Raw genomic sequence first — 25,452 nt, 5'->3', positions numbered from 1 at the left:
AGGGATTCGACGTGCCGAAGCAGACATCACGGCGGCGGCGCCTCTTCCTGATGGCCGGTGGTGCGGCGGGTCTCTTCGCGCTGGCCATACCGGCGGGGGCGACGCGGGCGCGGCCGAGCCCGCCGCGGCCGACGCCGGTCAACACCGCTCCGGGCATGCCCAAGTGGGGGCCGGACCCGCAGCCGCGTCCTCCGTCGGCGTCACGGCTGGCCGCCGGCGAATATCGCGCGTACGTCGCGCTGGCCGGTGACTACCGGGTGGTCGCGGTCGACGCGGCGACGCGGACGTTCATGGGACGGGGCGTCGCGACCGACGCGGCGCAGGGCGTGGCGGTCACGCCGGACGGCAGCAAGGTCTACATCGCCAACACCGGGCAGTACGACGTGCTGGTCGTCGACCCGCTCACCGGTGAGACCCGGCCGGTGCACGTCGGCCCGTTCCCGCGCGACGTCGCGGTCTCCCCCGACGGCCGGAAGGTGTACGCGGCGGTGACCGGCGGCGACACGGGCAGGGGCGGCTCGGACATCGTCGCGGTGATCGATCCGGTCACCGACGAGGTGGTCCGGCGGATCCGCGCGGGCACGGCTCCCCGCCAGGTCGTCTTCAGCGCGGACGGGCGGCGGGCCTATGTCAGCCACGACGGCGGTATCGCGGTGATCGACACGTCGAGTGACACGGTGGTGCGGTCCATCCGCGACCGGTTCTGCCCGCAGGGGATCGCGGTCGACCCGTCCGGGCGGAGGCTGTACGTGGCCGAACCCCCCGCGGGCCGGGTGTCGGTGCTCGACACGGCGACCGGCCGGGTGCGGGGGCGGATCCCCGCGGGTGACCAGCCGTGGGCGGTGGACGTCACCCCGGACGGCACGAAGGCCTACATCGCGCAGATGAACGACAACGCCGTCGCCGTGGTCGACACCGCGAGCGGCCGGGTGCGGGCCACGATCGGCGTGGGGAAGCTGCCCGCGTCGGTGGCGGTGACGCCGGACGGCTCGGAGGTGTGGGTCGGCAACATCTTGTCCGGCAGCGTCTCGGTGATCGACGTCGCCTCCGGCACGGTGATCGCGACGCTCTCGGGTGGCACGGGCACGAAACCGCTCGACGCGGCCCCGGTGGGGATCGCCTTCGGCCGTGCGCCGTCCTGACGGTACCGCCCGTCAGGCCCCGTGCACGGCCTGGATCTCCAGGCCGATCTCGATCTCGTCGCCGAGCATGAGCCGGTCGCCCTGCAGCGGGATGTTGAACTCGATGCCGTAGTCGGAGCGCGAGATCCGGGTGGAGGCGGTGAAGCCGGCCCGCAGGCCGCCCCGCTGGTCGGTGCCGGCGCCGTGGAACTCGGTGAGCAGGCTGACCGGGCGGGTGACGCCACGGATCGTCAGGTCGCCGTCGACGGTGTAGCGGGGATGGCGGGCCCGGCGGCCGGTGCGGGCCGGAGCGACGGCGGTCGCGGTGAAGGTCATGGCCGGGTGGTTCGCCGCGTCGAGGATCTGAGAGGAACGGATGAGCTCGTCCCGTTCGGCGTTTCTCGTGTCGATCGAGGCGATGACGACCTCGACGCCGGCGGTGGAGGCGAAGACGTCGTCGGCGATGTCGATGCGTCCGGTGAACTCGGTGAAGACGCCGCGGACCGTCGTCATCATGTGCCGGACGCTGAAGGTGATCTCCGAGTGGTCCGGGTCGATCCGCCAGGTGCCTGCGGTGATCTCTGGTGCGGTGATGGTCTCCGTCATGTCCTTCTTTCCCGAAGCCGCGCTCCCGAGCGCACCAGGGTAGTTGAAACGGCATCAAGAACGCACATCAACCGTCGATTCGCGTAACAGACGACACTCGTGGTAAGTGGTCGGTCTGTCCGCGCTTCCGGCCCGATGGCCGGTTCGGGCGTCGGAGACATCGGGTACCGGGGAAACGACGGACGCCCTGCCGTCACCCCGGGAGGGTGCGGCAGGGCGTCCGGTGTGGGTCAGACGAGCGGTCGTGCGGTCGGCGGGATCGCGGTCGGCAGGGCGGTGCGGCCCATGAGCCACTGGTCGACTCCGGCCGCGGCGGAGCGGCCCTCGGCGATCGCCCAGACGATCAGCGACTGGCCCCGGCCCATGTCGCCCGCGGCGAAGACCCCCTCGACCGAGGTGGCGTACGCGCCGTCGCGTACGACGTTGCCGCGCTGGTCCAGATCGACGCCGAGCTGGTCGAGCAGGCCGTCGCGCTGCGGGCCGAGGAAGCCCATGGCGAGCGTGACCAGCTCGGCCGGGATCTCCCGCTCGGTGCCGGGGATCGGCTTGAAGCGGGTCTCGGGCCCTTCGACGTCGACGACGCGCAGGGCCTTCACGTGCCCGTTCTCGTCACCGACGAACTCCAGGGTGTTCACCGCGTAGGCGCGGTCGCCGCCCATGTCGTGCAGCTCTTCGTGGGCTGACTCCATCTTGAACAGCATGGGGTAGGTCGGCCACGGCTGGCCCGCGGGCCGCGCCTCGGGCGGCCGCGGCATGATCTCCAGCTGGGTGATGGAGCGCGCGCCCTGGCGTACGGCCGTGCCGATGCAGTCGGCGCCGGTGTCGCCGCCGCCGATGACGACGACGTTCTTGCCCTCGGCGCTGATCGGCGAGGCCGCCAGGTCGCCCTCCTGGACGCGGTTGGACAGCGGCAGGTACTCCATCGCCTGGTGGATGCCGTCCAGCTCGCGGCCGGGGGCGGGCAGGTCGCGCCAGACGGTGGCGCCGCCGGCCAGCACCACGGCGTCGTAGGCCGCGCGGAGCTCCTCGGCGGTCACGTCGACGCCGACGTTGACCGAGGTGTGGAACTCGGTGCCCTCGGCGCGCATCTGCGCGATCCGCCGGTCCAGGTGCTTCTTCTCCATCTTGAACTCGGGGATGCCGTAGCGCAGCAGCCCGCCGAGCCGGTCGGCGCGCTCGTACACGACGACGTCGTGGCCGGCGCGGGTGAGCTGCTGGGCGGCGGCGAGCCCCGCGGGGCCCGAGCCGATCACCGCGACCTTCTTGCCCGTGCGGACCGCGGGCGGCTGCGGTGTCACCCAGCCCTCGGCGAACGCCCGGTCGATGATCTCGACCTCGACCCGCTTGATCGTGACGGGGTCGGAGTTGATTCCGAGCACGCACGCGGACTCGCACGGCGCCGGGCACAGCCGGCCGGTGAACTCGGGGAAGTTGTTCGTGGCGTGGAGGCGTTCGATCGCCTCGCGCCACGTGCCCCGGTGGACCAGGTCGTTCCACTCGGGGATGAGGTTCCCCAGCGGGCAGCCGTTGTGGCAGAACGGGATGCCGCAGTCCATGCAGCGTGACGCCTGCTTGTTCAGCGAGCCTTCGGGGAAGGTCTCATACACCTCGCGCCAGTCGCGGATCCGCACGTCGACCGGGCGGCGGTTCGGGAGCTCGCGCGGATGGGTCAAGAACCCCTTCGGGTCGGCCATGTCGTCTCCCCCTTCACCCGTTGCTGGCGGCCATGACGGCCTCGTCGATGTCGCGGCCCTCGGCCTCGGCCCTGGCCCGTGCGGTCAGCACGCGCTTGTAGTCGCGCGGCATGATCTTTCCGAACCGCGTCACGGCCGTTTCCCAGTCGGCGAGCAGCCCGGCGGCGACCTCCGAGCCGGTCTCGGCGTGGTGGCGGGTGACGATGTCGTGCAGGTACGCACGGTCGTCGTCCTCCAGTGGTTCGAGGTCGACCATCTCGGTGTTGATGCGTTCGCGGCGCAGGTCCAGCACGTAGGCGATGCCGCCGGACATGCCGGCCGCGAAGTTACGGCCGGTGGGGCCGAGCACGACGGCCCGGCCGCCGGTCATGTACTCGCAGCCGTGGTCGCCGACGCCCTCGACGACGGCGGTGGCGCCGGAGTTGCGGACGCAGAAGCGCTCGCCGACGACACCGCGGATGAACGCCTCGCCGGAGGTGGCGCCGTAGAGCATGACGTTGCCGGCGATGATCTGTTCTTCGGCGGCGAACGGCGAGTCGGCGGGCGGGCGTACGGTGATGCGCCCGCCGGACAGGCCCTTGCCGAGGTAGTCGTTGGCGTCGCCGACGAGGCGCAGCGTGACGCCGCGCGGGACGAAGGCGCCGAAGGACTGCCCGGCCGACCCGGTGAAGGTGATGTCGATCGTGTCGTCGGGCAGCCCGCCGGCCCCCCACTTGCGGGTGACCTCGTGGCCGAGCATGGTGCCGACGGTGCGGTTGACGTTGCGGACCGGCATCTCCAGCTTCGTGGCGTGCCCGTAGGCGATGGCGCCCTCGGCGAGCTGGATCAGCGTGTTGTCCAGGGCCTTCTCCAGGCCGTGGTCCTGGCCGGTGGTGTTGCGCAGCGGCGTGCCCTCGGGCAGGTCCGGCTGGTGCAGGATCGGTGTGAGGTCCAGCCCGGAGGCCTTCCAGTGGTCGACGGCCTTGGCGGTGTCGATCAGCTCGACGTGGCCGATCGCCTCGTCGATGCTGCGGAAGCCGAGCGCGGCCAGGTACTCGCGCACCTCTTCGGCGATGAACTCGAAGAAGTTGACGACGAACTCCGGTTTGCCGCTGAAGCGCTTGCGCAGCTCCGGGTTCTGCGTCGCGACGCCGACCGGGCAGGTGTCGAGGTGGCAGACGCGCATCATGACGCAGCCGGACACGACGAGGGGCGCGGTGGCGAAACCGAACTCCTCGGCGCCGAGCAGCGCCGCGATGATCACGTCGCGGCCGGTCTTCATCTGCCCGTCGGTCTGCACGACGATGCGGTCGCGCAGGCCGTTGAGCAGCAGCGTCTGCTGGGTCTCGGCGAGGCCGAGCTCCCAGGGCGCGCCGGCGTGCTTGATCGAGGTCAGCGGCGACGCGCCGGTGCCGCCGTCGTGGCCGGAGATGAGCACGACGTCCGCGTGCGCCTTGGACACGCCGGCCGCGACCGTGCCGACGCCGACCTCGGCGACGAGCTTGACGTGCACGCGCGCCGCGGGGTTGGCGTTCTTCAGGTCGTGGATGAGCTGGGCGAGGTCCTCGATCGAGTAGATGTCGTGGTGCGGCGGCGGCGAGATGAGGCCGACGCCGGGTGTGGAGTGCCGGGTCTTGGCGATCCAGGGGTACACCTTGTGCGCGGGGAGCTGGCCGCCCTCGCCGGGCTTGGCGCCCTGGGCCATCTTGATCTGCAGGTCGTCGGCGTTGGTGAGGTATTCGGAGGTCACGCCGAACCGGCCGGAGGCCACCTGCTTGATCGCCGAGCGGCGCAGGTCGCCGTTGGCGTCCGGGGTGAACCGCTCGGGGTCCTCCCCGCCCTCACCGGTGTTGGACTTGCCGCCGAGGCGGTTCATCGCGATGGCGAGGTTCTCGTGCGCCTCGGCGGAGATGGAGCCGTAGGACATCGCGCCGGTGGAGAACCGCTTGACGATCGACTCGACCGGCTCGACCTCCTCGACCGGCACCGGCGGCCGGGCGCCCTCGCGCAGCTGGAACAGCCCGCGCAGGGTCATCAGCCGGGCCGCCTGGTCGTCGACGAGCTTGGTGTAGTCCTTGAACAGCTCGTAGCGGCGGGTGCGGGTCGAGTGCTGGAGCTTGAAGACCGTCTCGGGGTTGAACAGGTGGTGCTCGCCCTCGCGGCGCCACTGGTACTCCCCGCCGACCTCCAGGGTGCGGTGGGTCGGCGCGTTGCCGTTCGGCGGGTACGCGCGCCGGTGCCGCTGGGCGACCTCCTCGGCGAGCACGTCGAAGCCGACGCCGCCCAGCCGGGAGGTGGTGCCGGCGAAGCACTCGTCGATGACCTCGGCGCCCAGGCCGATCGCCTCGAAGATCTGCGCGCCGGTGTAGGAGGCGACCGTGGACACGCCCATCTTGGACATGATCTTCAGCACGCCCTTGCCGTACGCCTTGACCAGGTTGCGCACGGCGGTGGCCCGGTCGATGGCGAGGTCGCCGGTCTCCACCAGGTCCTCGACCGTCTCGATGGCGAGGTAGGGGTTGACCGCGGACGCGCCGTACCCGATGAGCAGGGCCATGTGGTGGCACTCGCGGGCGTCGGCGGTCTCGACGACGAGGCCGACCCGGGTGCGGCTCTTCTCGCGGATCAGGTGGTGGTGGACGGCGCCGGTGAGCAGCAGCGACGGGATCGGCGCACGGGAGGGCCCGGCGCCGCGGTCGGACAGCACGAGGATGCGCGCGCCGTTCTTGATCGCGGCCGAGACCTCCTCGCAGATCTCCTCGAGCCGCTGCGACAGCGCCGCTCCCCCGCCGGCCACGTCGTACAGGCCGGACACCACGTGCGGGGCGAACCCGGGCAGGTCGCCCTCGTCGTTCACGTGGACGATCTTGGCGAGTTCCTCGTTGTCGAGGATCGGCGTGGGCAGCACCAGCCGGCGGCACGAGTGCGGACCGGGCTCGAGCAGGTTGCTCTCGGGGCCGAGGGTGGACTGCAGGCTCGTCACCAGCTCTTCGCGGATCGCGTCGAGCGGTGGGTTGGTGACCTGCGCGAACAGCTGCTTGAAGTAGTCGAACAGCTGACGCGAGCGGCTGGACAGCACGGCCGGGGGCGTGTCGGTGCCCATGGAGCCGATCGGCTCGGCGCCGGCGCGGGCCATCGGCGCGAGGATGATCTTCAGCTCCTCGGAGGTGTAGCCGAAGATCTGCTGGCGCCTGACCAGCGTCTCGTGCGTGACGTGCCGCAGCTCGCGCTGCGGGAGCTCCTCGAAGCGGATCAGCCCGGCGTGCAGCCACTCCTCGTACGGGTGCTCGGCGGCCAGCTCGGCCTTGATCTCGTCGTCCTCGACGATGCGTCCCTGCGCGGTGTCGACGAGGAAGATCCGGCCGGGCTGCAGGCGGCCCTTGCGGACGACCTTGGACGGCTCGATGTCGAGCACGCCGGCCTCGCTGGCCAGGACGACGAACCCGTCGTCGGTGACCCAGAAACGTCCGGGGCGCAGGCCGTTGCGGTCGAGCACGGCGCCGACGACGGTGCCGTCGGTGAAGGTGACGCTGGCCGGGCCGTCCCAGGCCTCCATCAGGGTGGAGTGGAACTCATAGAAGGCCCGGCGGGCCGGGTCCATCTCCGTGTGGTTCTCCCAGGCCTCCGGGATCATCATGAGCACCGCGTGCGGCAGCGACCGGCCGCCGAGGTGGAGCAGTTCGAGGCACTCGTCGAAGGAGGCGGTGTCGCTGGCGTCGATGTCGATGACCGGGAAGATCCGCGACAGGTCGCCGGGGAGGACGTCGGAGGACAGGAGCGCCTCACGCGCCCGCATCCAGTTGCGGTTGCCCTTGACCGTGTTGATCTCGCCGTTGTGCGCGATGAAGCGGTACGGGTGGGCCAGCTCCCAGGCCGGGAAGGTGTTGGTGGAGAACCGCGAGTGCACCAGGGCGATCGCGCTGGCGTAGCGGCGGTCGGACAGGTCGGGGAAGAACGGCTCCAGCTGCGGGGTGGTCAGCATCCCCTTGTAGACGATCGTGCGGCTGGACAGGCTCGGGAAGTACACCCGCGCGTCCTGCTCCATGCGCTCGCGGGCGCAGAAGACGATGCGGTCCAGGTCCAGCCCGCGGGCACCGCCGCGGGCACGGAGGAACAGCTGGGCGAAGTGCGGCATCACCCGGCGCGCCGTGGGCCCGCAGAAGTGCGGGTCGTAGGGCAGCTCGCGCCAGCCGAGGACGGTCAGGCCCTCCTCGCCGGCGATCCGCTCGATCGTCTGCACGGCTTCGGTGCGCTCGGCGGCCTCGGCCGGGAGGAACGCGATGCCCACGGCGTACGCGCCGGGCTCGGGCAGCGCGAAGTCCACGGTCTCGCGGAAGAGCTCATCGGGGATCTGGGTGAGGATCCCCGCACCGTCGCCGTCGTCCGGCTCGGCGCCCTTGGCGCCGCGGTGGTCGAGGTTCCTCAGGACGGTCAAGGCTTTGACCACGATATCGTGGCTCTTACGTCCGGCCAGGTCAGCGACCATGCCGACACCGCAGGCATCGTGCTCGTTGGCCGGGTCGTACAGGCCCTGACGCTGGACGCGTCCTTGACCTGGAGTCATGGCGGCAGGCACCATCAGCCCTCCCGTCGTCTCGTTCTGCTCCTTCATCAGTGCAGTCTTGGGACGACGTTGGCCCTGCTGCGGTGACTAGAGGTTACAGCACTGTCTGTTTCATCCCCGACGCGACATGATCGCGAAACTTACCTAACTGTGCTCATCTAGCCTCAATGCACTGCGTACTCGGATAAATTCCCCCGAAAAGCGAGCCCGCAGGGTGACGCCGATCACTCCCCGGGGCTTGGCCCGCCGGGTGCGTCGCGTGTCACTTCACCGCCCGTCGGCAGGCTACGACCTCGGCGGATACACGCCTCCCGCCCGGCCGGCGCCGCCGGATCCGGGGCGTCTCCCGCCGCACAGGACGCCCGGAGCGCCGGGCGTCAGCGGCTCATGCGAGAAGACGACCAAAAAGCAGAGGCCGCCCGAAATCCGGCCATCCCGCCGCACTCCGTGTCGGACCCGGCCGGCATCCCCGGGAGACGACGTGGGAACCGACCGGTCTTCACGCCTCGCCGAAGGCCGGTCGGCGCCCGGGAAACCCGAGACGCGAACCGGCCGGCCTCCGTACTCCGCGCCGGAGGAGGGCCGGTCGCGGTGCGATCAGTTGCGGTGGAAGAGGAACTGCTTGCCCGCCTGCAGCACCGACGAGCTCGGGCTGATCGTGTCGATGCCGTAGCTGTCGCCGTGGCCGCCGTCCACGCGGCCGGCCCAGCCGACCACGACGAAGTGGCCGTACGCGCCGCTCTCCGCGCCCGTCGTCGACGAGCCGAACTTGTCGACCGGCGAAGCGCCGCTGATCGGCTGGAAGAAGCCCTTGCCCGACTTGGGGTCGAGATCGTCGATGAGCGCGTTGGCCGAGGTCACGTCCTTCAGGTTGAAGATCGCTATCTGTCCGACCCACTTCTGGTCGGCCGACACGTACGCGGCGCGGACCACCTGGGTGCAGCCGTAGCCCTGCAGCGCCGTCTGCAGCGCCGCGCCCGTGACGGTGCCGGTGCAGTTGGTGTCGAGCCGGCCCGAGCCCTGGAGGTTGAAGACCGTGTTGTCGCTCGAGTCCTTGTACGCCTTGGCCTCGGGGTCGGCGAACACCTCCTCGAGCGTCAGCGGCTTGGAGTCCTTGGTCGCGGTGTTCAGGGAGTCCCACAGCGACCAGGACTTCATCGAGTTGTAGGTCACCGGCTTGCTCACACCCGAGGCGGCCGGCGGCCCGCCGGTCGAGGAGGAGCTGCTCGTCTTCGCCGAGGGGCTCGAGGAGGCGGAGTCGTCATCGGCGCCGGAGGCGGCCAGGTAGTACGCCCCGCCCAGCACGCCGCCGACGAGGATCAGCGCGGCGACGATCACGATGATGATGAGGCCCGCGCTGCTCTTCTTCGGCGGAGGGTACTGCCCCATCGGCGGTTGCCCCATGGGCGGCTGGCCCATCGGCGGCTGGCCCATGGGCGGCTGGCCGCTCGGCAGCGTCTCCGGTCCCTGCCAACCCGAGATCGGCGACTGCGGGTACCCACCGGCGGGCGGGGTCCCGTACTCGCCCGGCGAGGGCGTGCCCCACGGCTGCCCTCCGGAGGGCGGCTGGCCAGGTCCCATCGGCGGGTAGGGGTAACTCATCTCGGATCTCCTCGGGGGGACACCGCGCGTCGGTGGTTGGGATAGAGCTTAGAGCGTGATTCGCGGCGTTTGCCGTGTTCCCCGCTGTGTTCTTCGCGGCGTGCCGGACGCCGGAGTTGGTGGTTCGTGACGAGCGGTGGGCGGCGGGCTCGAGGAGAGCCCGTGCGCCTGTCTCCAGGCCCCCGTCCGTAGCGAGCGGCGCGGTGGGTCAGCGGGACCTTGAAACCGGTTCAGTGATGCTGACCGGTCCCGGCCGCGCGTACGAGGACGGCGTTGGGCCGGCCGCTGGTGACCAGCAGGGACAGCAGGGCGGCGTCGCTCTCGTCGCCCGAGCCGTCCGTGCGTTCGACCCAGGTGATCACCGCGTAGTGGCCCATCGCGACGCCGCGCGCCGTGCTGAAGGCCCGTCCGAACGCGACCGAACGCGGCGGCGCGAGCGGGAAGCCGTTGCCGGTGCGCGGGTCGGCCTGGGCGACCACCTGGTCAGCGCCGCGCGCGTCGGCCAGATTGAAGATCGTGACCATGGCGGCGAACCGGTCGTCGGAGTAGGTGGCGCGCGCCGCCTGGGTGCAGCGGGCCTGCTGGAGCACACCGGCCAGCCTGGTGCCCCAGACGGCCGAGGTGCACTGCGAGTCGAGCTGGGAGGCGGTCAGCTTCAGCGACGCCTTCGCGTCGGAATCGGCGATCTTCTTGGTGCCGAAGACCTCCGCCGCTGTGAGGGGCTTGCCGTCCTTCGCTCGGTCGGCGATCGCGTTGAAGGCCGCGGTCGAGGCCGCCTGGGAGTACGCGGACGCGCCGGGCCCGTCGGTGCGCACGTTCGCCGCCGAGGGCGGCGGCGCCGTGCCGGGCGCTCCGCCGCCGCCGGTGAAGGCCGCCGCGGCGACCACCACGAGCACGGCGACGAGCACGACCACGCCGGCGGCGGCGAAGTAGGCGACGGGCGGAAGCCCGGTGTGCCGCCGCGGGCGGCGTCGTGGCGGGCCCGGAGGCTCGTCCTCACCCTGCGGCGCCTGGTCGTAGGAGGACGCCCCGTCGTACGACGGCGCATCGTCGTACGACGGCGTCCCCTCGTGTGGGGGTGCGCCCTGGTAGCGCGGCGCTCCGTCGTACCGGGGCGGGAAGGCCCCGTCGTACGGAGGCGGTGCTCCCTCAGGCGATGGCGGCGCGCCCTCCGGGGCGGGCTCGTAGCGCGGCGCTCCGGCGTTCTGGGGCTGGAAGGCTCCGCGGTACGGAGGCGGCGCTCCCTCATGCGGCGGCGCTCCGTTATGCGGAGGCGCTCCGTTATGCGGGGGCGCTCCGTCGTGGCGGGCGCGCGGGCTCCGTCGTCGACCGATCCGGTCGGCCATCCCGCTAACCGCCGACGAGGACGAGCCGCTCCCAGACGAAGTCGTCGGCCCTCTCGATGGCGATGCTCGCGTCGAGCAGTTCGTTCATGGTCTGCGGCTGCGCGCCACCGGCCCGCTCGACCCAGCTGACGACCACGTAGTGGCCGAAGGACTGGCTGTAGGCGGCGCTGAACCCGCTGCCGAAGTTCTCGGCGCCCTGGGCGGCCAGCGGTGAGACGAAGCCGGCGTTGCTGTTCGGGTCGAGGTCGCGGACGATCTGCTCGGCGCCCTGCAGCTGCTCGAGGTTCATCGCGACGAACTGGCCGAGGTACTTCTTGTCCTGGCTGACGTACGCGCCGCGTGCCACCTGCGTGCAGCCGTACTTGCGCAGGTCGCTCTGGAGCTGCTGGCCCCAGGTCACCGACGCGCAGTCCGACAGCTGCGAGCCCACCAGCGTGAAGTGGTAGTTGCCGTGGCTGACCGACTTGGCGTCGTCGCCGAAGACCTCGCTCTTGTTGAGCGGGCGCTTGTCCTTGCTGCGCTCGTTGAGCTTGTTCACCAGCGAGTTGGCCGGGGTGTTGACGTACACCTTCGGCGTCACCCGCGCGGAGGCGGACGCCTGGTCCTTCTTGTCGTCACCGCCGCCCATCGTCACCACGGCGATGACGACGACCACGATGAGCACGACCAGCGCCGCACCACCGATGATGAAAAGGTTGCGGTTGGACCCACGTGCCGGACGGCGCCTGCGCGAGGGCTTCCGCTCCCGCTCCTCGGCGTCGACGTATCCCATCTCGCTCACGAGCGGTGAGCTTAGCGAAGGTCGGACCCCCGCAAGTCCATATCGGCAGGCTGCCTTGTGGCACCTGACCGCTCGGGGAGCGATTCGCGCACGTCAGACGGTGTTCGTGCCGATCAGGGATCCGACCGCGAAAGTGATGGCCGCCGCAGCACCTCCGAGGACCAGCTGCCGCAGCCCGCCGAACCACCACGACCGCGCCGTCACCCGCGAGACCAGCGCCCCCGCCGTGAACAGCCCGACCGCCGCGAGCGCGGCGGCCGGCCACAGGTTCTCCGCGCCCAGGAGGTAGGGCAGGACGGGCAGGCACGCGCCGATCGCGAACGACAGGAACGAGGACCCGGCGGCGAGCACCGGGGACGGCAGGTCGCCGGGGTCGATGCCGAGCTCCTCGCGGGCGTGGACGCCGAGGGCCTCCTCCGGGTCACGGGACAGCTGCCGGGCGACCTCACGGGCCAGCTCCGGCTCCAGGCCGCGCGCCTCGTACAGCTGGGCGAGCTCCAGCTCCTCGGCCTCGGAGTTGTGCTCCAGCTCGCGGCGTTCGACCTCGATCTCGGCCTGCGCGAGCTCCGACTGGGAGGCGACGGAGATGTACTCCCCCGCCGCCATGGAGAACGCGCCGGCCGCCAGCCCGGCCAGGCCGGTGAGCACGATCACCTGGTGGTGGACGCGACCGCCGGCCACGCCCGCGATCAGGGCGAAGTTGGACACCAGGCCGTCCATGGCGCCGAACACGGCCGGGCGCAGCCAACCCCCGGTGACGTCACGGTGCTCATGGTGAATCTCGGCCCGCGGGCGGCTCGTCGCTCCATCGACGCTCATGAGCCCTCCTTCGTCGGGGGAGGGACCAGGCGCGCGTGTTGATTGATTCGCTCGCTCCGCTCGCTCACGGATTCTCCAAGGGGGTCACGGCTTTGCCTCGCCCGGCTCGGCGCCGGTCGAGGCCTTCTCCCTGCCGTCGTCATCGTCGGCGTCTTCGTCGTCGCGCTCGGCCTCGTCCGCGGGCTCGTCTTCGGCCTCGGCGCTCTCGTCGCTCTCCGAGGACTCGTCGGCGGCGGTCTCCTCGCCGGTCTCGGGCTTCTCGGGCGCCTTGCCGTTCGGAGCCTCGTCCTCGCGAGTCTTCTCCTGGTCCTCGCGAGTCTTCTCTTGCGACGCCTTCTCTCCCAAGGACTCCGTCTCCGGGTCGGCCTCCTCGGCGGAGGCCTCCTTCGTCGGCTCCTGCGGCTCGGCGGCGGCCGCGCTCTCAGAGTCGGGCTCGGGCTCGGCCGCGGGCGTACCGACGGCACCCTCGGGGATCTCCGTACGGTCGCGGTAGAAGTAGAGGTAGGCCGCCGCGCCGAGGAAGACGATCAGCGCGGTCCAGTCGTTCAGGCGCAGGCCGAGGATGTGGTGGGCGGGGTCGACCCGCAGCCACTCGGTCCACGCCCGGCCGACCGTGTAGGCCGCGACGTACAGCGCGAAGGTGCGGCCGTACGCCAGGCGGAAGCGCTTCTCCGCCCAGATCACCAGCAGGGCCACTCCGATGCACCACAGCGACTCGTACAGGAACGTGGGGTGGTACGTGGCGACGTCCGGGGTCTTCAGCGGGCGGTGCGCCGGGTCGATCTTCACGGCCCACGGAAGCTTGGAGGGGCGGCCGTACAGCTCCTGGTTGAACCAGTTGCCCCAGCGGCCGATGGCCTGCGCCAGCGCGATGCCCGGTGCGGCGGCGTCGGCGAAGGCGCGCAGGGAGATGCCGCGGCGGTGGCAGCCGAGGTAGGCGCCGAGCGTGCCCGCCGCGACGGCGCCCCAGATGCCGAGGCCGCCGTTCCAGACCTCCAGGGCACCGACGGGGTGCCAGTTCTTGCCGAAGTAGAGCTGGTAGTCGGTGATGACGTGGTAGAGGCGGCCGCCGACGAGTCCGAAGGGGACCGCCCAGACCGCGACGTCCACGACGGTGCCGGCCGCGCCGCCCCGGGCGACCCAGCGCCGCTCCCCGAGCCATACGGCGACGATCACCCCGAGGATGATCATCAGGGCGTATCCGCGCAGAGGCAGGGGCCCGAGGTGGACGACCCCTTGGGACGGGCTGGGAATCGAAGCGAGCGGCTGCTGCATGGGATGTGACACTACCGGCATTGGGAGACGGGGCGATGAAGATCAGGCGGCGAACTGCCCGTCGTCGGCCGGTTCACCGCCGGCCGACGACGGGCATTCGTCGCGTTCGTTACTTCTTGGGCGTCGCCGACGGGCTCTTCGAACCGCCCGAAGGCGGGGTCGGCGAACCGCTGGACGACGGGCTCGGCGAGATGTCCATCGGCTGGGCCGCGAGGATGGCCTTCTCCAGGTTCTTGGCGTTGAGCAGCGTGCCGTTGAGGTCCAGCGACTTGCCGTTGAGGAAGACCGTCGGCGTGCCGGTCACCTGGCGGGTCTGCTCGGCGTAGTTCGTCATGCTGTCGAGCTGGCTCTGCTTCTGGCCGCCGTTGACGCACTGCTCGAACTGCGGGGTGTCGAAGCCGAGGTCCTTGGCCCACCCGATCAGGTCCTTGTTCGAGAAGCCGTTCGAGCCCTCGGCCGGCTGGTGCTTGTAGATCACGTCGTGGTACTGGATCCACTTGTCCGCCGGCGCGCACAGCGCCGCGTTGGCGGCGCGCTGGGAGTTGCCCCTGATCGGCTCGGCCTGCTGCTTGAACAGCCAGAACGGGTAGTAGAGGACGTTGACCTTGCCCTCGGCGGCGAGCCGCTTGATCGTGGCGCTGCTGGCGTTCTCGAACTCATGGCAGATCGGGCACTGGAAGTCTTCGAACAGCTCCAGCTTGGGCGCCTTGGCCTCCGGCTTGGACGCGAGGATCGCCCCATCGGCCTGACGGGTCGTGGGGGCGAGCGCACCGGTGTAGGCGCTCGAGTCCTTCTTGTTGACGAAGTACACCGTGATGACCACGGCCAGCGCCACAACGACCAGCCCGCTGAGGGTGATCATCAGCCGGCGCATCCGCTGCTGCTTCAGCGCCTGCTTTTTGCGTTCCTCCGCCAGCCGCTCGCGGGCCGACCGCTGTCGAGCGGCCTTACTCATCTGGTCTCCTTGGAATTTCGTGTGAAGGCTGCGGCGGCTACAGTCCGAGCCACCGGTCGAGCGCGAGCTTGCCGCGCGGGAACACCATGAGCCAGGCGGCCAGGACGAGGAACCCGAGATCTCGGAAGATCTCCCGTAGATAGTGGGTCTGGCCCTTGGCGACCTGGCCTCCCCCGCCGAAGCAACCGCAGTCGATGGTGAGCCCGCGCGCCCACACCGAGATGATCCCGGCGATGAAGACGATGAACAGCACGCCGACGCAGATCGCCATCGTCCGCGTCGCGAACCCGATGAGGATCAGCGCGGCGAGCGCCATCTCCAGCACCGGAAGACCGAGCGCGACGGGCCCGACCACGCTCTGGGGCAGAATCCGATAGGAGGACACCGCCACCTTCTGCAGTCCCTCGGCCTCGCTGAACTTGGCGTATCCGGCCGTGCCGAGGATGGCCGCGAGCGCGATACGCACGACCAGGGTGACCCACTCTCGCCACTCCCGCGCGGGGCGCAGGGACGGGGGTCCGCCTTTACGGGGCCCGCCTTTAACGGCTGTCATCGCTCTCCAGCCATGATCGGTTCCTCACGGTTTCGCAATCCGGCGCGCGCAAGCATAGGCGGTAAGCCATAAGGGCGCCGTCAAGCACGCTGGCACATCCTGTCACTTTGCCGCGCCCCATGAGGGGCCAAGGGGGTCCCCGGTGATTCTTTGGCCTACCGCGGACGGCCGGAGCCGCCCGCGGCGGACCGAGAGCGCAGTGCCTATGACCGCTGTCGGACACCTGCGGCGAGCTCCTCGCCGAGCAGCCGTACGGCGTTCAGTCCCTCCTCCGGCGACGGCGCGTCGAGCAGCCGGCGGATGAACGCCGAACCGACGATGACACCGTCGGCGAAGGCGGCGACCTCGGCGGCCTGCGCGCCGTTGCTCACGCCCAGGCCCAGGCCGACCGGAAGCCGCGCGCCCGCCGGCATGGCCTTGCGGGTGCGCTCGACCAGGCGCGCCGCGCCCGTGTCGACGGCGGACCGGGCGCCGGTGACGCCCATGAGGGAGGCGGCGTACACGAAACCGCGGCAGACCTCGGTGATCGCGGCGAGGCGTTCGTCGGTGGAGCTGAGCGCGACGAGGAAGACCCGGTCGAGGTCGTGCGCGTCGGCGGCGGCCAGCCAGTCGCCGCCCTCCTCCGGCGTGAGGTCCGGGGTGATCAGACCCGCGCCGCCGGCCGAGGCCAGGTCGCGGGCGAACGCGTCGACGCCGTAGTGGTCCACCGGGTTCCAGTAGGTCATCACGAGCGTGGGCGCGCCGGTCGCGGCGACCGCCTCGACGGTGTGGAACACGTCGGCGACCCGGGCGCCTCCGACGAGGGCCTGGTGGACGGCGTCCTGGATCGTGGGCCCGTCCATCAGCGGATCGGAGTAGGGCAGGCCGATCTCGATGACGTCACAGCCCGCCTCGACCATGGCCTTGGCCGCCGCGATCGACCCCTCGCGGGTCGGGAACCCGGCCGGCAGGTAGCCGACGAGCGCCGCGCGGCCCTCCGCGCCGGCCTTCTCGAACGCCGTCGCGACCGTACGTTCCCCGCTCATGGGACCTCCTTCGTCGGAGGGGGTGGCCGCTGGCACGTGCCTTTTGATTCGCTCGCTTCGCTCGCTCATGGCGCGCCCCCGTCCTGGCCGACGAGCCCGAACCACTCGGCGGCCGTATGCATGTCCTTGTCGCCGCGCCCGGACAGGCAGACCACGACGATCGGCTCCTCCTCGGCGCCGGCCGCGAGCTCCGGGCCGATCCGCAGTGTGCCGGCGAGCGCGTGCGCGGACTCGATCGCCGGGATGATGCCCTCCGTACGGCACAGCAGCGCGAAGGCGTCCATGGCCTCCGCGTCGGTGACCGCCTGGTAGGTCGCCCGGCCGGTGTCGCGCAGCCAGGAGTGCTCCGGGCCGACGCCCGGGTAGTCGAGCCCGGCCGAGACCGAGTGCGTCTCGAGAGTCTGCCCGTCGTCGTCCTGGAGCAGGTAGGTGCGCATGCCGTGGATGACGCCGACCGACCCGCCGGCGAGCGTCGCGGCGTGCCGCCCGGTGTCCAGGCCGTCGCCGCCCGCCTCGAAGCCGTACAGGCGGACGCTCTCGTCGGGCACGAACGCGTGGAAGGCACCGATGGCGTTGGAGCCGCCGCCGACGCAGGCGGTGACGGCGTCGGGCAGCCGGCCGGTCAGCTCGAGGACCTGCCGGCGCGCCTCCTCGCCGATGACCCGGTGGAAGTCGCGGACCATCATCGGGAACGGGTGCGGGCCCATCGTCGAGCCGATGCAGTAGTGGGTGTGCTCGACGCTGGCGACCCAGTCGCGGAACGCCTCGTTGACGGCGTCCTTGAGCGTGCGGCTGCCGTTCGTCACCGGGATGACCTCGGCGCCGAGCATGCGCATGCGGGCGACGTTGAGCGACTGGCGCACGGTGTCGACCTCGCCCATGTAGACCGTGCACTCCAGGCCGAGCAGCGCCGCGGCCGTCGCGGTGGCGACGCCGTGCTGGCCGGCGCCGGTCTCGGCGATGAGGCGGGTCTTGCCCATCCGCTTGGTGAGCAGCGCCTGCCCCAGCACATTGTTGATCTTGTGGGAGCCGGTGTGGTTGAGGTCCTCGCGCTTGAGCAGCACACGGACGCCGGCCTTCTCGCCGAAGCGCCTGGCCTCGGTGAGGAGGCTGGGCCGGCCCGCGTACGTGGCCAGCAGGTGGTCGAGCTCGCCGCGGAACGCCGGGTCGGCCATCGCCTCGGCGTGGGCGGTGGTCAGCTCGTCGAGGGCGGCCATGAGCGCCTCGGGGGCGAACCGCCCGCCGAAGCGGCCGAAGCGGCCCGAGACATCGGGCAGCGAAATGCCAGTGGCATGGGTGGTCATGAGTTGTTCCTGTCGCGTGTGAAGAAGAAAAGGGACCTATCCGGTCGGTAGTGACGCGGATCGGCGCCATCGCTCGCGCAGGCTCATGGCCATACCCTACTTGCCCTGGCGCAATGCCGGGTGGGTTCCGGCGGCGACGAGGTCGGCGACGGCCGAACGGGGATCCTTCCCCGTGACCAGGCTCTCGCCGACGAGGACGGCGTCGGCGCCCGCGGACGCGTAGGCCAGCAGGTCGTGCGGCCCGCGTACGCCGGACTCGGCGATCTTGACGATGTTGGAGGGGATCTTCGGCGCGATGCGGGCGAAGGCGGTGCGGTCGACCTCCAGCGTCGCCAGGTTGCGCGCGTTGACGCCGATGACCCGCGCCCCGGCGTCAAGCGCCCGGGTCAACTCCTCCTCGGTGTGCACCTCGACGAGCGGCGTGAGGCCGATCGACTCGGCCCGCTCGATCAGCGAGATCAGGGCCTGCTGCTCCAGCGCCGCCACGATGAGCAGCGCGAGGTCGGCCCCGTACGCCCGGGCCTCCCACAGCTGGTAGGAGGTGACGATGAAGTCCTTGCGCAGCACCGGCACGTCGACCCGGTTGCGCACCTGGGCGAGGTCGTCGATGTCACCGCCGAACTTGCGGCGCTCGGTGAGCACGCTGATGACGGAGGCGCCGCCGGACTCGTAGTCGGCGGCGAGCGCGGCCGGATCGGCGATCGCGGCGAGCGCGCCCTTGGAGGGGCTGCTGCGCTTGACCTCGGCGATCACGGAGACGCCCTGGCCGCGGAGTGCGCCGTAGCCGTCCTTGGCGGACGGCGTGTGGACGGCCATCTCCTTCAGCGCGTCGAGCGAGACCGCCTGCTGGCGCTCCGCAAGGTCGGCACGAACCCCATCGAGGATCTCGTCGAGAACGGTCACTTGGCCTCCTCGCCTGCACGGGAGTGAGCGGAGCGAGCGATCCGGCGGGGGCGGCGCTCGCGGAGCCGACATGAGCGGGCCCGAACGGCCCTTCGGTCCGCTCCCAACGTGATCGATCCCCCTCGTTCGTGACGTCGTGTCTCACGATCGTAGCCCGGTCGGAACGCCGCCCCCGCCCCGGGTGCTCGGTCAGGGAGCGAGAGCGTGCCCGGCGGGGAGGTTACGGACGACCCAGAAAACGGTGGCGACCACCGAGAAGATGATGATCACCCAGGGACGGAGGACGCCGGCCCGCAGCGGCCGCCCGCGCCGTACGGCGACCGCCCACCGGACCCACAGGTAGGCCAGGAACGGCAGCGTCACGAACGTCAGCGCGTTGCGGCCGAACGCCTCGGCCACGTGCCCGTGCGTGAGGGCGTGGATCATGCGCAGCGATCCGCAGCCGGGACAGTAGTAGCCGGTGAGGCCGTAGAAGGGGCAGGTCGGGTAGTGGCCGGGCCGGTTGGGGTCGACGAGCGCGAGGTAGCCGGCGGCGCCCGCCACGGCGGCCAGCACCGCGTACGGCGCCCAGCGGCTCTGGCTCCCTCGGAACGTCCGTACGGTGGTCACGCCCCTAGGTTAGGCCGCGGCGGCGGGCCACGGGCGGCGATTCGCGCGGCGACCGGACCTGGCCGGTACGGCCGGCCGGGTAGCGGCCCGGCCGAAAACAGGCCCATGCCCGCGCACGAAGATCCGGCCGAAAGCGGCTTTCGTCCTGGGCCCGGTCACGGGTCGGCGGCGTAGCCGATGCCGCGGACCGTGCGCAGCGGGCTGAGGGCGCCCAGCTTGGCGCGGAGCTGGGCGATGTGCACGTCGACGGTGCGTGTGCCCGCCGACTCCGCCGAGCCCCACACCGCCGCGAGGAGCTGCTCGCGGGTGAACACGCGCCCCGGCCGTTCCATCAGGAAGGCCAGCAGGTCGAACTCCGTGGCGGTCAGCGACTTGACCGAACCGGCGGCCGCGACGGTGCGCGTGGCGGTGTCGAGCGTGACCTGTCCCGCGCGCAGGACTCCCTCGCGCGGGGCCTCGGGCGCCTGGCCGCGCAGCGCGCGGGCGACCATCGCGACGAGGACGCGCGGGCTGAACGGGCGGGGCACGGTGTACGGGCTCGTGCCCGTCTCACCGTCCGGGACGACGCAGACGACCGGTGTGGCGCCCACCTCGCGGGTGAGCTCCTCCCGCACGCCCGTGGACAGGTCGAGCACGACGGCGTCGGGCCGCAGCCGCCGGGCCTCGGCGACGGCCCCCTCCGGCTCGGTCACCACGTGCACGTCGAAGCCTTCGCGGGACAGGTACAGCCGCGCGAGGTCGGCGACGCCGGGGTCGTGCTCGACGACGAGCACGACCCCGTCACGGTCGGTCTCCGCCGGGGTGTCCATCTCGGCCCTCCGTCCGGGTGCGGCCGGGCGGCGAGGTCTGAGGAGAACGCCCGGAACCCCGTGCCCTGCCGCGACGGGCGAGGGTGCCGGGCGGTCTCTCAGGTGGGGTCGTCGCCTCGGTCGAGTGCCTTCCACAGCGACGCGGGGTCGTCGCCAGCGGGTGGCGCGGCACCCGGGCGATCGTACCGGGCGGACATGCCCGGCCAGCGGCGTCCGCGCACGATCGTGAGCAGACCGGCGGCGGCCAGCAGGACGCCGCCCGCCAGCGACAGGATCCACCAGGCGCTGACGTGGACCGCGACCTCACCGCCCAGCCGGGCCAGGTTGCTCTTCTCACCGGCGGCCGCGATGACGTGGGAATGGCGTACGGCGGCCGGCGAGGCGATCGCGACGATCACGCCGAACGCCGCGAGCAGCACGCCGACGGCGACGCGCGCCCAGCCGCGTGTCGCCAGGAGCGCGGCGATCCCGGCGAGACCCGCCCAGCCCAGGGCGGCGATGACGCCGCTGAGGGACCGTCCGGAGAGCCGCTGGTTCATGGCCTCCAGGCCGCCCGCGTGCTCGGCGACGGTCGCCCAGGTGCGGCCGGCGAACCCGACGATGACGGCCGCGCCCGCCGCGCCCAGCAACGTGGCGGCGGCGAGTTCGCGGCGGCCGGTCACTGGGGGCGCTCGCCCACGACCGGCTCGAGGACGTCGGCGTCCCAGCACGTGCGGTCGCCGGTGTGGCACGCGGCGCCGACCTGGTCGACCTTGACCAGGATGGCGTCGGCGTCGCAGTCGAGCGCGACCTCCTTGACCCACTGCTGGTGGCCGGAGGACTCGCCCTTCACCCAGTACTCCTGGCGGCTGCGCGACCAGTAGGTGGCGCGGCCGGTGGTCAGCGTGCGGTGCAGGGCCTCGTCGTCCATCCACGCGAGCATGAGCACCTCGCCGGTGTCGTACTGCTGGGCGATGGCGGGGACGAGACCGTCGGAGTTGCGCTTCAGACGATCAGCGATCTTAGGGTCCAGGGACATGACATCCATTGTGCCGGTTCTCCGCGGGACAACGTCGCTGGGGTGCGCGGACACGAGATCACCGGGTGCCGTCGCGAACGCCGGGGGTCTCCCGAACACCGCCAGAACACCAGATAATTCCTTACCGAAAATTAAGAGTCCGCGAGGATAGGGCGCGTGGCGAGCGGCCTTCGGGTGGTGTACGGCAAGGCGGAGGCGGGGCCGGCCCGGGGACCGACGACAACGCGGCCGGACGGTGCGGTGGCGCAGTTCCGATCCGCGCGGGTGCTAAGGAAGGCGCGCGGAAAATGAAGAGGCCCGCGCCGAGAACGGCACGGACCCCAACGGGTGGATGTCGGCGAACTACAGCGGGCGGACCTGGTCCGCCTGCGGGCCGCGGTCGCCTTGGACGACCTCGAACTCCACACGCTGATTGTCCTCGAGCGAACGGAAGCCGGAGGTGGCGATCGCCGAGTAGTGCACGAAGACATCCGGTCCGCCGCCGTCAATGGCGATGAAGCCGAAGCCCTTGTCGGCGTTGAACCACTTCACGGTGCCCTGCGCCATGCCTTACTCCTTGTGGGACAAACAGACCCACACTTCATGGGCCACTTAACGGTTGCTGCGGAAGCGCGTGTGTCCCTGAGAAGCAGAACACGCCCGCTAGTCATCGGTCCGCGGGCGTCTGGCAAACGAACGCTGGAACTACGACTACAACCGCTGGGGAGCCTACCAACATCACGGCCCTCTCACACATGGCCGGGCGAAAATCGGCTTTTCGCCGTCTCTCCCCGCCCCCGAAACCGGCCGCCCACCAGTCCCGATTTATATATCCGCAAATAGTTTTTTCACCCCTGGAGGACGGCCGCCCGGTCAGGAGCGGAGCTGGGCGGCCCAGGAGGCGTACAGCTCGGCGTACCGGCCCGGCCGCTCGACGAGTTCCGCGTGCGGTCCCCGCTGCACGATGCGGCCCCGGTCGAACACGATCACCTCGTCGGCGGCCTCGGCCGTGGAGAGCCGGTGGGCGATGGAGATGGCGGTACGGCCGCGGGTGATGCCCTCCAGCGCCCGCTGGAGCCGTACCTCCGTGGCCGGGTCGACGGCGGAGGTCGCCTCGTCGAGCACCAGCAGGTCGGGGTCGGCGAGGTAGGCGCGGGCCAGGGCGACGAGCTGCCGTTCGCCGGCCGACAGCGACTCCCCGCGCTGGCCGACGGCGCTGGCGAGCCCGTCGGGCAGGCCCTCCAGCCAGTCGGCCAGGCCGAGCTCGGTGAGGGCGAGCAGGACGTCCTCGTCGGTGGCGCCGGGGCGCCCGTACCGGATGTTGTCGGCGAGCGTGGCGTCGAACAGGTATCCGTCCTGCGGCACCATCACGATCCGCTCGCGCAGCGAGGAGAACCGCACCTCGGGCAGTGGCACGCCGTCGATGCTCACCCGGCCCGACGTGGGGTCCATCAGGCGGGTCAGAAGTTTGGCGAAGGTCGTCTTGCCCGAGCCCGTCTCGCCCACGATCGCGACTCTCGCCCGCGGCGCGATGTGCGCGGACACCTCGTGCAGCACCGTGGGGCCGCCCGGATAGGCGAAGGAGACGTCCTCGAAGGCCACCTCGATCGCACCGCGCGGCAGCTCGACGCCGTCCTCGCCGGGGTCGGCCACGTCCGGCTCGGTGTCGAGGACGTCGAGGACGCGTCGCCAGCCGGCGATGGCGTTCTGCGCGTCGGTCAGCACCTCGGTGGCCACCTGCATGGGGCTGACGAAGAGCGTGACGAGGAACAGGAAGGCGACGAGACGGCCGGCGGTCAGGTGGCCGCCGACGCCCATCGCGGTGCCGGCCACGACCACGGCGGCGGTCGCGAGCGCGGCGACCAGCTCGGTCGAGGGGAACGTCGCGGCGACGAGCGTCTGGGCCCGGGTCTGGGCGTCGCGGTAGGCGTCGACGGACGCGTCGATGCGGCGGGCGGTGCGGTCCTCCGCCCCGTACGCGCGGATCACCGGGGCGCCGACGACCGACTCGCCGACGGCCGACAGCATCTCGCCGACCCGCTCGCGCACGACGCCGTACGCCCGCGACAGCCAGCGCTGGAAGTACCGCAGCGCGACCGCCAGCGGCAGGAACACCGCCCACACGAGCAGCGCCAGCGGCCAGGAGTAGATCAGCATGAGGACGCTGGCCACCACGAGCTGCCCGCCCGCGATGATGATCATCAGTCCGCCGTACTGCATGAACTGGCTGATCTGGTCGACGTCGGTGGTCACCCGGGAGACCAGGCCGCCGCGCCGCTCCGCGCTCTGGGTCAGCGTCGACAGGTCGTGGACGTGCCGGAACGCGCGGACGCGCAGGGCCGCCAGGCCGCTCTCGCTGGTCCGGTAGAGGCGGACGTTCATCCGGTACGCCGCGAGCGCGGTGACGAGGACGGCGGCGCCGCAGATCAGCACGGCGGTGCGGATGAAGCCGATGTCCGGGCCGCCGGGCGAGCTCAGCCCGCGGTCGAGCGTCTGCTGGACGGCCACGGGCACGACGATGCGTCCCACGGTGGCGACGAGCGCGAGCGCCAGCGTCACGCCGATCCCCCGATGGAACTCCGGGGTCAGGCGCAGGCCGGTACGCAGCGTGGCCAGGCCGGACGCCTTGCCCGTCCCGATGCCGGGCCCGCCCCGGCGGTTCGCCGGCGCATCGGTGTCCTCGGTCTTGGTATCCGTCACCGTCACGCGGGCACCCCTTCGCTCTCGTCGTCCTCGTCCCGCTCGTATGCGGTCACGAGGTTGCGGTAGCCCTCGGAGCGTTCGAGCAGCTCCGTGTGCGGGCCCTGGCCGGCGACCCGGCCGCGTTCGAGGTAGATGACCTCGTCGGCGAGTTCGATCGTCGCCTTGCGGTACGCCACGACGACCACGGTCGCCTCCGAGTCGCGCAGGCCGCTGAGGATGCGCGCCTCGACCTGCGGGTCCACGCTGGAGGTGGCGTCGTCGAGGATCAGCAGGCGGGGCCGGCGTACGAGGGCGCGGGCCAGGGCCAGCCGCTGCCGCTGCCCGCCGGACAGGGTCGCTCCGCGCTCCCCCACCCGCGTGTCGAGGCCGTCCTCCATCGCCGAGACGAAGCCGTCGGCCTGGGCCAGCCGGAGCGCCTCCCACACGTCCGCGTCGGGGACGTCGAGGCCGAGCGTGACGTTGCCGCGCACCGTGTCGTCGAACAGGTAGGTCTGCTGCGGGACCACCGCGGTCGTACGGGCGAGGCCTCCGCGCTCGACGTCGCGCACGTCGACGCCGTCGAGGAGCACGTCGCCGCTCGCCGGGTCGACGAGCCGTACGAGCAGGTTCGTGAGGGTGGACTTGCCCGAGCCGGTCGGGCCGACCAGGGCGATCGTGTGGCCCGGCTCGGCGGTGAAGGCCACGTCGTGCAGGACGTCGCCGTCGGTGTAGCCGAACCGGATGGCGCGCACCTCGAGACGCGCCGGGCCGTCGCCGGTCAGCCTCCGGTCGCCGTACGGGAGTTCGCCGGTGGCGTCCAGGACGCCGCGGACGCGGTCCCAGCCGACCACGCTGCGCGGCACCTCGGCGAGCACCCAGCCGAGCGCGCGGATCGGGAAGGCCAGCAGCGTGAACAGGTACGCCACGTGCACCAGGTCGCCGGCGTTCATGTCGCCGGCGCGCAGGCGGATCGAGCCGACGAGCAGGACGGCGAGGACGCCGAGGTTGGGCAGCGCCTCCAGGACCGGGTCGAACATGCCCCGCACGCGCCCGACCGCCACGTTGGCGTCGCGCAGCTCGCCGGCGACCGTGGCGAACCGCTCGGTCTCGGCGGCCTCGCGGCCGAGGGTCTTGACGACGAGGGCGCCGTCGAAGCTCTCGTGCGCGACCTCGCTGACCTCCGCGCGCAGCTGCTGGGCCCGTGCCGCGATCGGCGCGAGGCGCCGCTGGTAGACGACGTTGAGCCCGGCGATCGCGGGGAAGACGAGGAAGCCGACGACGGCGACCATGACGTCGGTGGCGAGAATCTCGATCGCGGCGATGAGGAGCATGAGGACGACGCCGGTGGCCATGGGCAACGGCGCGATCGGCGCCCAGGCGGCCTCCACGTCGGCGTTGGCGTTGGACAGCAGCTGCCCGGTGGGGTGGCGGTGGTGCCAGGCGAGCGGCAGGCGGAGGTACTGACGTGTGACGGCCCGGCGGTAGGTCGCCTGCATGTTGTACTGCATCATCCCGGCGAACAGGCGCCGGCCGGCGACGCCGAGGGCCTTCAGCGCGGCCACGCCGGTGATGGCGAGGGCCCCGAGCGTCAGCGCTCCGGCGGTGGTGTGGCCGCGTTCGAAGGCCGGCAGGACGACGTTCTCGGTGACGCGGCCGAGGACCCAGGCGCTGGCGACGGTCATCGCGGCGTACAGGCCGCTGAAGACGACGGCGAGGACGAAGAGGAGGGGCTCGGCCCGGACGGCGACTCCCAGCACCCGCATCCCCTTGCGCAGGATGTCGGATGTCACCTTTTGCGGCATCAAATCCCCTCTCACGGCCGGTAACG

21 protein-coding genes are annotated in these 25,452 nt (G+C 71.5%); 1 reads left to right on the top strand and 20 read right to left on the bottom strand.

From position 1 onward, the window contains the following. Nucleotides 1-11: 11 nt before the first annotated feature. Complete coding sequence (locus OG417_RS20905; RefSeq protein ID WP_329258547.1) at nt 12-1,142, top strand: YncE family protein; 1,131 nt, start codon at nt 12-14, stop codon at nt 1,140-1,142. Nucleotides 1,143-1,154: 12 nt separating this feature from the next. Here OG417_RS20905 and OG417_RS20900 read toward each other — a convergent pair whose 3' ends face one another. The 20 genes from OG417_RS20900 to OG417_RS20805 form a co-directional block, all read right to left on the bottom strand. After that, complete coding sequence (locus OG417_RS20900; RefSeq protein ID WP_329258545.1) at nt 1,155-1,727, bottom strand: YceI family protein; 573 nt, start codon at nt 1,725-1,727, stop codon at nt 1,155-1,157. A 230-nt stretch (nt 1,728-1,957) separates the two neighbouring features. Beyond that, nucleotides 1,958-3,421, bottom strand: coding sequence for a glutamate synthase subunit beta (locus OG417_RS20895; protein WP_329258542.1), 1,464 nt, complete (start codon nt 3,419-3,421; stop codon nt 1,958-1,960). Between the two features lie 13 nt (nt 3,422-3,434). Next, nucleotides 3,435-7,979, bottom strand: coding sequence for a glutamate synthase large subunit (gene gltB / locus OG417_RS20890; protein ID WP_329262426.1), 4,545 nt, complete (start codon nt 7,977-7,979; stop codon nt 3,435-3,437). Nucleotides 7,980-8,561: 582 nt separating this feature from the next. Next, the gene (locus OG417_RS20885; protein WP_329258539.1) at nt 8,562-9,566 is read right to left on the bottom strand and encodes a hypothetical protein; all 1,005 of its coding nucleotides are present in this window, start codon (nt 9,564-9,566) and stop codon (nt 8,562-8,564) included. A 230-nt stretch (nt 9,567-9,796) separates the two neighbouring features. Next, nucleotides 9,797-10,912, bottom strand: coding sequence for a hypothetical protein (locus tag OG417_RS20880; protein WP_329258535.1), 1,116 nt, complete (start codon nt 10,910-10,912; stop codon nt 9,797-9,799). Nucleotides 10,913-10,916: 4 nt separating this feature from the next. Further along, nucleotides 10,917-11,693 (bottom strand): hypothetical protein, encoded by a 777-nt coding sequence (locus OG417_RS20875; protein WP_329258532.1) that lies wholly within the window; start codon nt 11,691-11,693, stop codon nt 10,917-10,919. 93 nt (nt 11,694-11,786) lie between these two features. Continuing rightward, the gene (locus OG417_RS20870; protein ID WP_329258529.1) at nt 11,787-12,512 is read right to left on the bottom strand and encodes a VIT1/CCC1 transporter family protein; all 726 of its coding nucleotides are present in this window, start codon (nt 12,510-12,512) and stop codon (nt 11,787-11,789) included. A gap of 84 nt (nt 12,513-12,596) precedes the next feature. Continuing rightward, nucleotides 12,597-13,787 (bottom strand): prolipoprotein diacylglyceryl transferase, encoded by a 1,191-nt coding sequence (lgt, locus tag OG417_RS20865; RefSeq protein WP_329258526.1) that lies wholly within the window; start codon nt 13,785-13,787, stop codon nt 12,597-12,599. A 109-nt stretch (nt 13,788-13,896) separates the two neighbouring features. Next, the gene (locus OG417_RS20860) at nt 13,897-14,742 is read right to left on the bottom strand and encodes a DsbA family protein (RefSeq protein WP_329258524.1); all 846 of its coding nucleotides are present in this window, start codon (nt 14,740-14,742) and stop codon (nt 13,897-13,899) included. 37 nt (nt 14,743-14,779) lie between these two features. After that, on the bottom strand, nt 14,780-15,295 hold the full coding sequence (locus tag OG417_RS20855; RefSeq protein WP_329258522.1) for a MauE/DoxX family redox-associated membrane protein: 516 nt from the start codon (nt 15,293-15,295) through the stop codon (nt 14,780-14,782). A gap of 203 nt (nt 15,296-15,498) precedes the next feature. Continuing rightward, the gene (gene trpA, locus OG417_RS20850; protein ID WP_329258520.1) at nt 15,499-16,320 is read right to left on the bottom strand and encodes a tryptophan synthase subunit alpha; all 822 of its coding nucleotides are present in this window, start codon (nt 16,318-16,320) and stop codon (nt 15,499-15,501) included. Between the two features lie 65 nt (nt 16,321-16,385). Next, the gene (trpB, locus tag OG417_RS20845) at nt 16,386-17,624 is read right to left on the bottom strand and encodes a tryptophan synthase subunit beta (protein ID WP_329258517.1); all 1,239 of its coding nucleotides are present in this window, start codon (nt 17,622-17,624) and stop codon (nt 16,386-16,388) included. A 96-nt stretch (nt 17,625-17,720) separates the two neighbouring features. Beyond that, nucleotides 17,721-18,527, bottom strand: a complete 807-nt coding sequence (trpC, locus tag OG417_RS20840) for an indole-3-glycerol phosphate synthase TrpC (protein ID WP_329258514.1) — start codon at nt 18,525-18,527, stop codon at nt 17,721-17,723. A gap of 189 nt (nt 18,528-18,716) precedes the next feature. Next, nucleotides 18,717-19,136, bottom strand: a complete 420-nt coding sequence (locus OG417_RS20835; RefSeq protein WP_329258511.1) for a DUF2752 domain-containing protein — start codon at nt 19,134-19,136, stop codon at nt 18,717-18,719. A gap of 155 nt (nt 19,137-19,291) precedes the next feature. Then, nucleotides 19,292-19,945: a response regulator transcription factor gene (locus tag OG417_RS20830; protein WP_329258508.1), complete on the bottom strand. Its 654-nt coding sequence runs from the start codon at nt 19,943-19,945 to the stop codon at nt 19,292-19,294. A 98-nt stretch (nt 19,946-20,043) separates the two neighbouring features. Continuing rightward, nucleotides 20,044-20,607 carry a Trp biosynthesis-associated membrane protein gene (locus tag OG417_RS20825; protein ID WP_329258505.1) on the bottom strand — a complete coding sequence of 188 codons (564 nt, stop codon included), beginning with the start codon at nt 20,605-20,607 and terminating at the stop codon, nt 20,044-20,046. Continuing rightward, entirely contained in the window at nt 20,604-20,972 is a 369-nt protein-coding gene (gene hisI / locus OG417_RS20820) for a phosphoribosyl-AMP cyclohydrolase (protein ID WP_329258502.1), read from the bottom strand. Before hisI ends, OG417_RS20825 begins: the two co-directional genes overlap by 4 nt. A 333-nt stretch (nt 20,973-21,305) precedes the next feature. Further along, nucleotides 21,306-21,509, bottom strand: coding sequence for a cold-shock protein (locus OG417_RS20815; RefSeq protein ID WP_285566422.1), 204 nt, complete (start codon nt 21,507-21,509; stop codon nt 21,306-21,308). Nucleotides 21,510-21,815: 306 nt separating this feature from the next. Next, the gene (locus OG417_RS20810; protein WP_442875754.1) at nt 21,816-23,642 is read right to left on the bottom strand and encodes an ABC transporter ATP-binding protein; all 1,827 of its coding nucleotides are present in this window, start codon (nt 23,640-23,642) and stop codon (nt 21,816-21,818) included. Nucleotides 23,643-23,644: 2 nt separating this feature from the next. Next, nucleotides 23,645-25,426, bottom strand: a complete 1,782-nt coding sequence (locus tag OG417_RS20805; protein WP_329258500.1) for an ABC transporter ATP-binding protein — start codon at nt 25,424-25,426, stop codon at nt 23,645-23,647. Between the last annotated feature and the right edge of the window lie 26 nt (nt 25,427-25,452).

This window comes from Actinoallomurus sp. NBC_01490 (genome assembly GCF_036227085.1).
Taxonomy (GTDB): domain Bacteria; phylum Actinomycetota; class Actinomycetes; order Streptosporangiales; family Streptosporangiaceae; genus Actinoallomurus; species Actinoallomurus oryzae.
Note: the sequence above shows the minus strand (reverse complement) of the source record. Positions and strands in the feature narration are given on the sequence as shown.

What these genes read in the sequence shown, in the direction of transcription:
- OG417_RS20900 (WP_329258545.1), bottom strand. Translation starts at nt 1,727, where the DNA reads ATGACGGAGACCATCACCGCACCAGAGATCACCGCAGGCACCTGGCGG.
- OG417_RS20895 (WP_329258542.1), bottom strand. Translation starts at nt 3,421, where the DNA reads ATGGCCGACCCGAAGGGGTTCTTGACCCATCCGCGCGAGCTCCCGAAC.
- gltB (WP_329262426.1), bottom strand. Translation starts at nt 7,979, where the DNA reads ATGGTGCCTGCCGCCATGACTCCAGGTCAAGGACGCGTCCAGCGTCAG.
- OG417_RS20885 (WP_329258539.1), bottom strand. Translation starts at nt 9,566, where the DNA reads ATGAGTTACCCCTACCCGCCGATGGGACCTGGCCAGCCGCCCTCCGGA.
- OG417_RS20880 (WP_329258535.1), bottom strand. Translation starts at nt 10,912, where the DNA reads ATGGCCGACCGGATCGGTCGACGACGGAGCCCGCGCGCCCGCCACGAC.
- OG417_RS20870 (WP_329258529.1), bottom strand. Translation starts at nt 12,512, where the DNA reads ATGAGCGTCGATGGAGCGACGAGCCGCCCGCGGGCCGAGATTCACCAT.
- lgt (WP_329258526.1), bottom strand. Translation starts at nt 13,787, where the DNA reads ATGCAGCAGCCGCTCGCTTCGATTCCCAGCCCGTCCCAAGGGGTCGTC.
- OG417_RS20860 (WP_329258524.1), bottom strand. Translation starts at nt 14,742, where the DNA reads ATGAGTAAGGCCGCTCGACAGCGGTCGGCCCGCGAGCGGCTGGCGGAG.
- OG417_RS20855 (WP_329258522.1), bottom strand. Translation starts at nt 15,295, where the DNA reads ATGACAGCCGTTAAAGGCGGGCCCCGTAAAGGCGGACCCCCGTCCCTG.
- trpA (WP_329258520.1), bottom strand. Translation starts at nt 16,320, where the DNA reads ATGAGCGGGGAACGTACGGTCGCGACGGCGTTCGAGAAGGCCGGCGCG.
- trpB (WP_329258517.1), bottom strand. Translation starts at nt 17,624, where the DNA reads ATGACCACCCATGCCACTGGCATTTCGCTGCCCGATGTCTCGGGCCGC.
- OG417_RS20830 (WP_329258508.1), bottom strand. Translation starts at nt 19,945, where the DNA reads ATGGACACCCCGGCGGAGACCGACCGTGACGGGGTCGTGCTCGTCGTC.
- hisI (WP_329258502.1), bottom strand. Translation starts at nt 20,972, where the DNA reads ATGGATGTCATGTCCCTGGACCCTAAGATCGCTGATCGTCTGAAGCGC.
- OG417_RS20815 (WP_285566422.1), bottom strand. Translation starts at nt 21,509, where the DNA reads ATGGCGCAGGGCACCGTGAAGTGGTTCAACGCCGACAAGGGCTTCGGC.
- OG417_RS20805 (WP_329258500.1), bottom strand. Translation starts at nt 25,426, where the DNA reads ATGCCGCAAAAGGTGACATCCGACATCCTGCGCAAGGGGATGCGGGTG.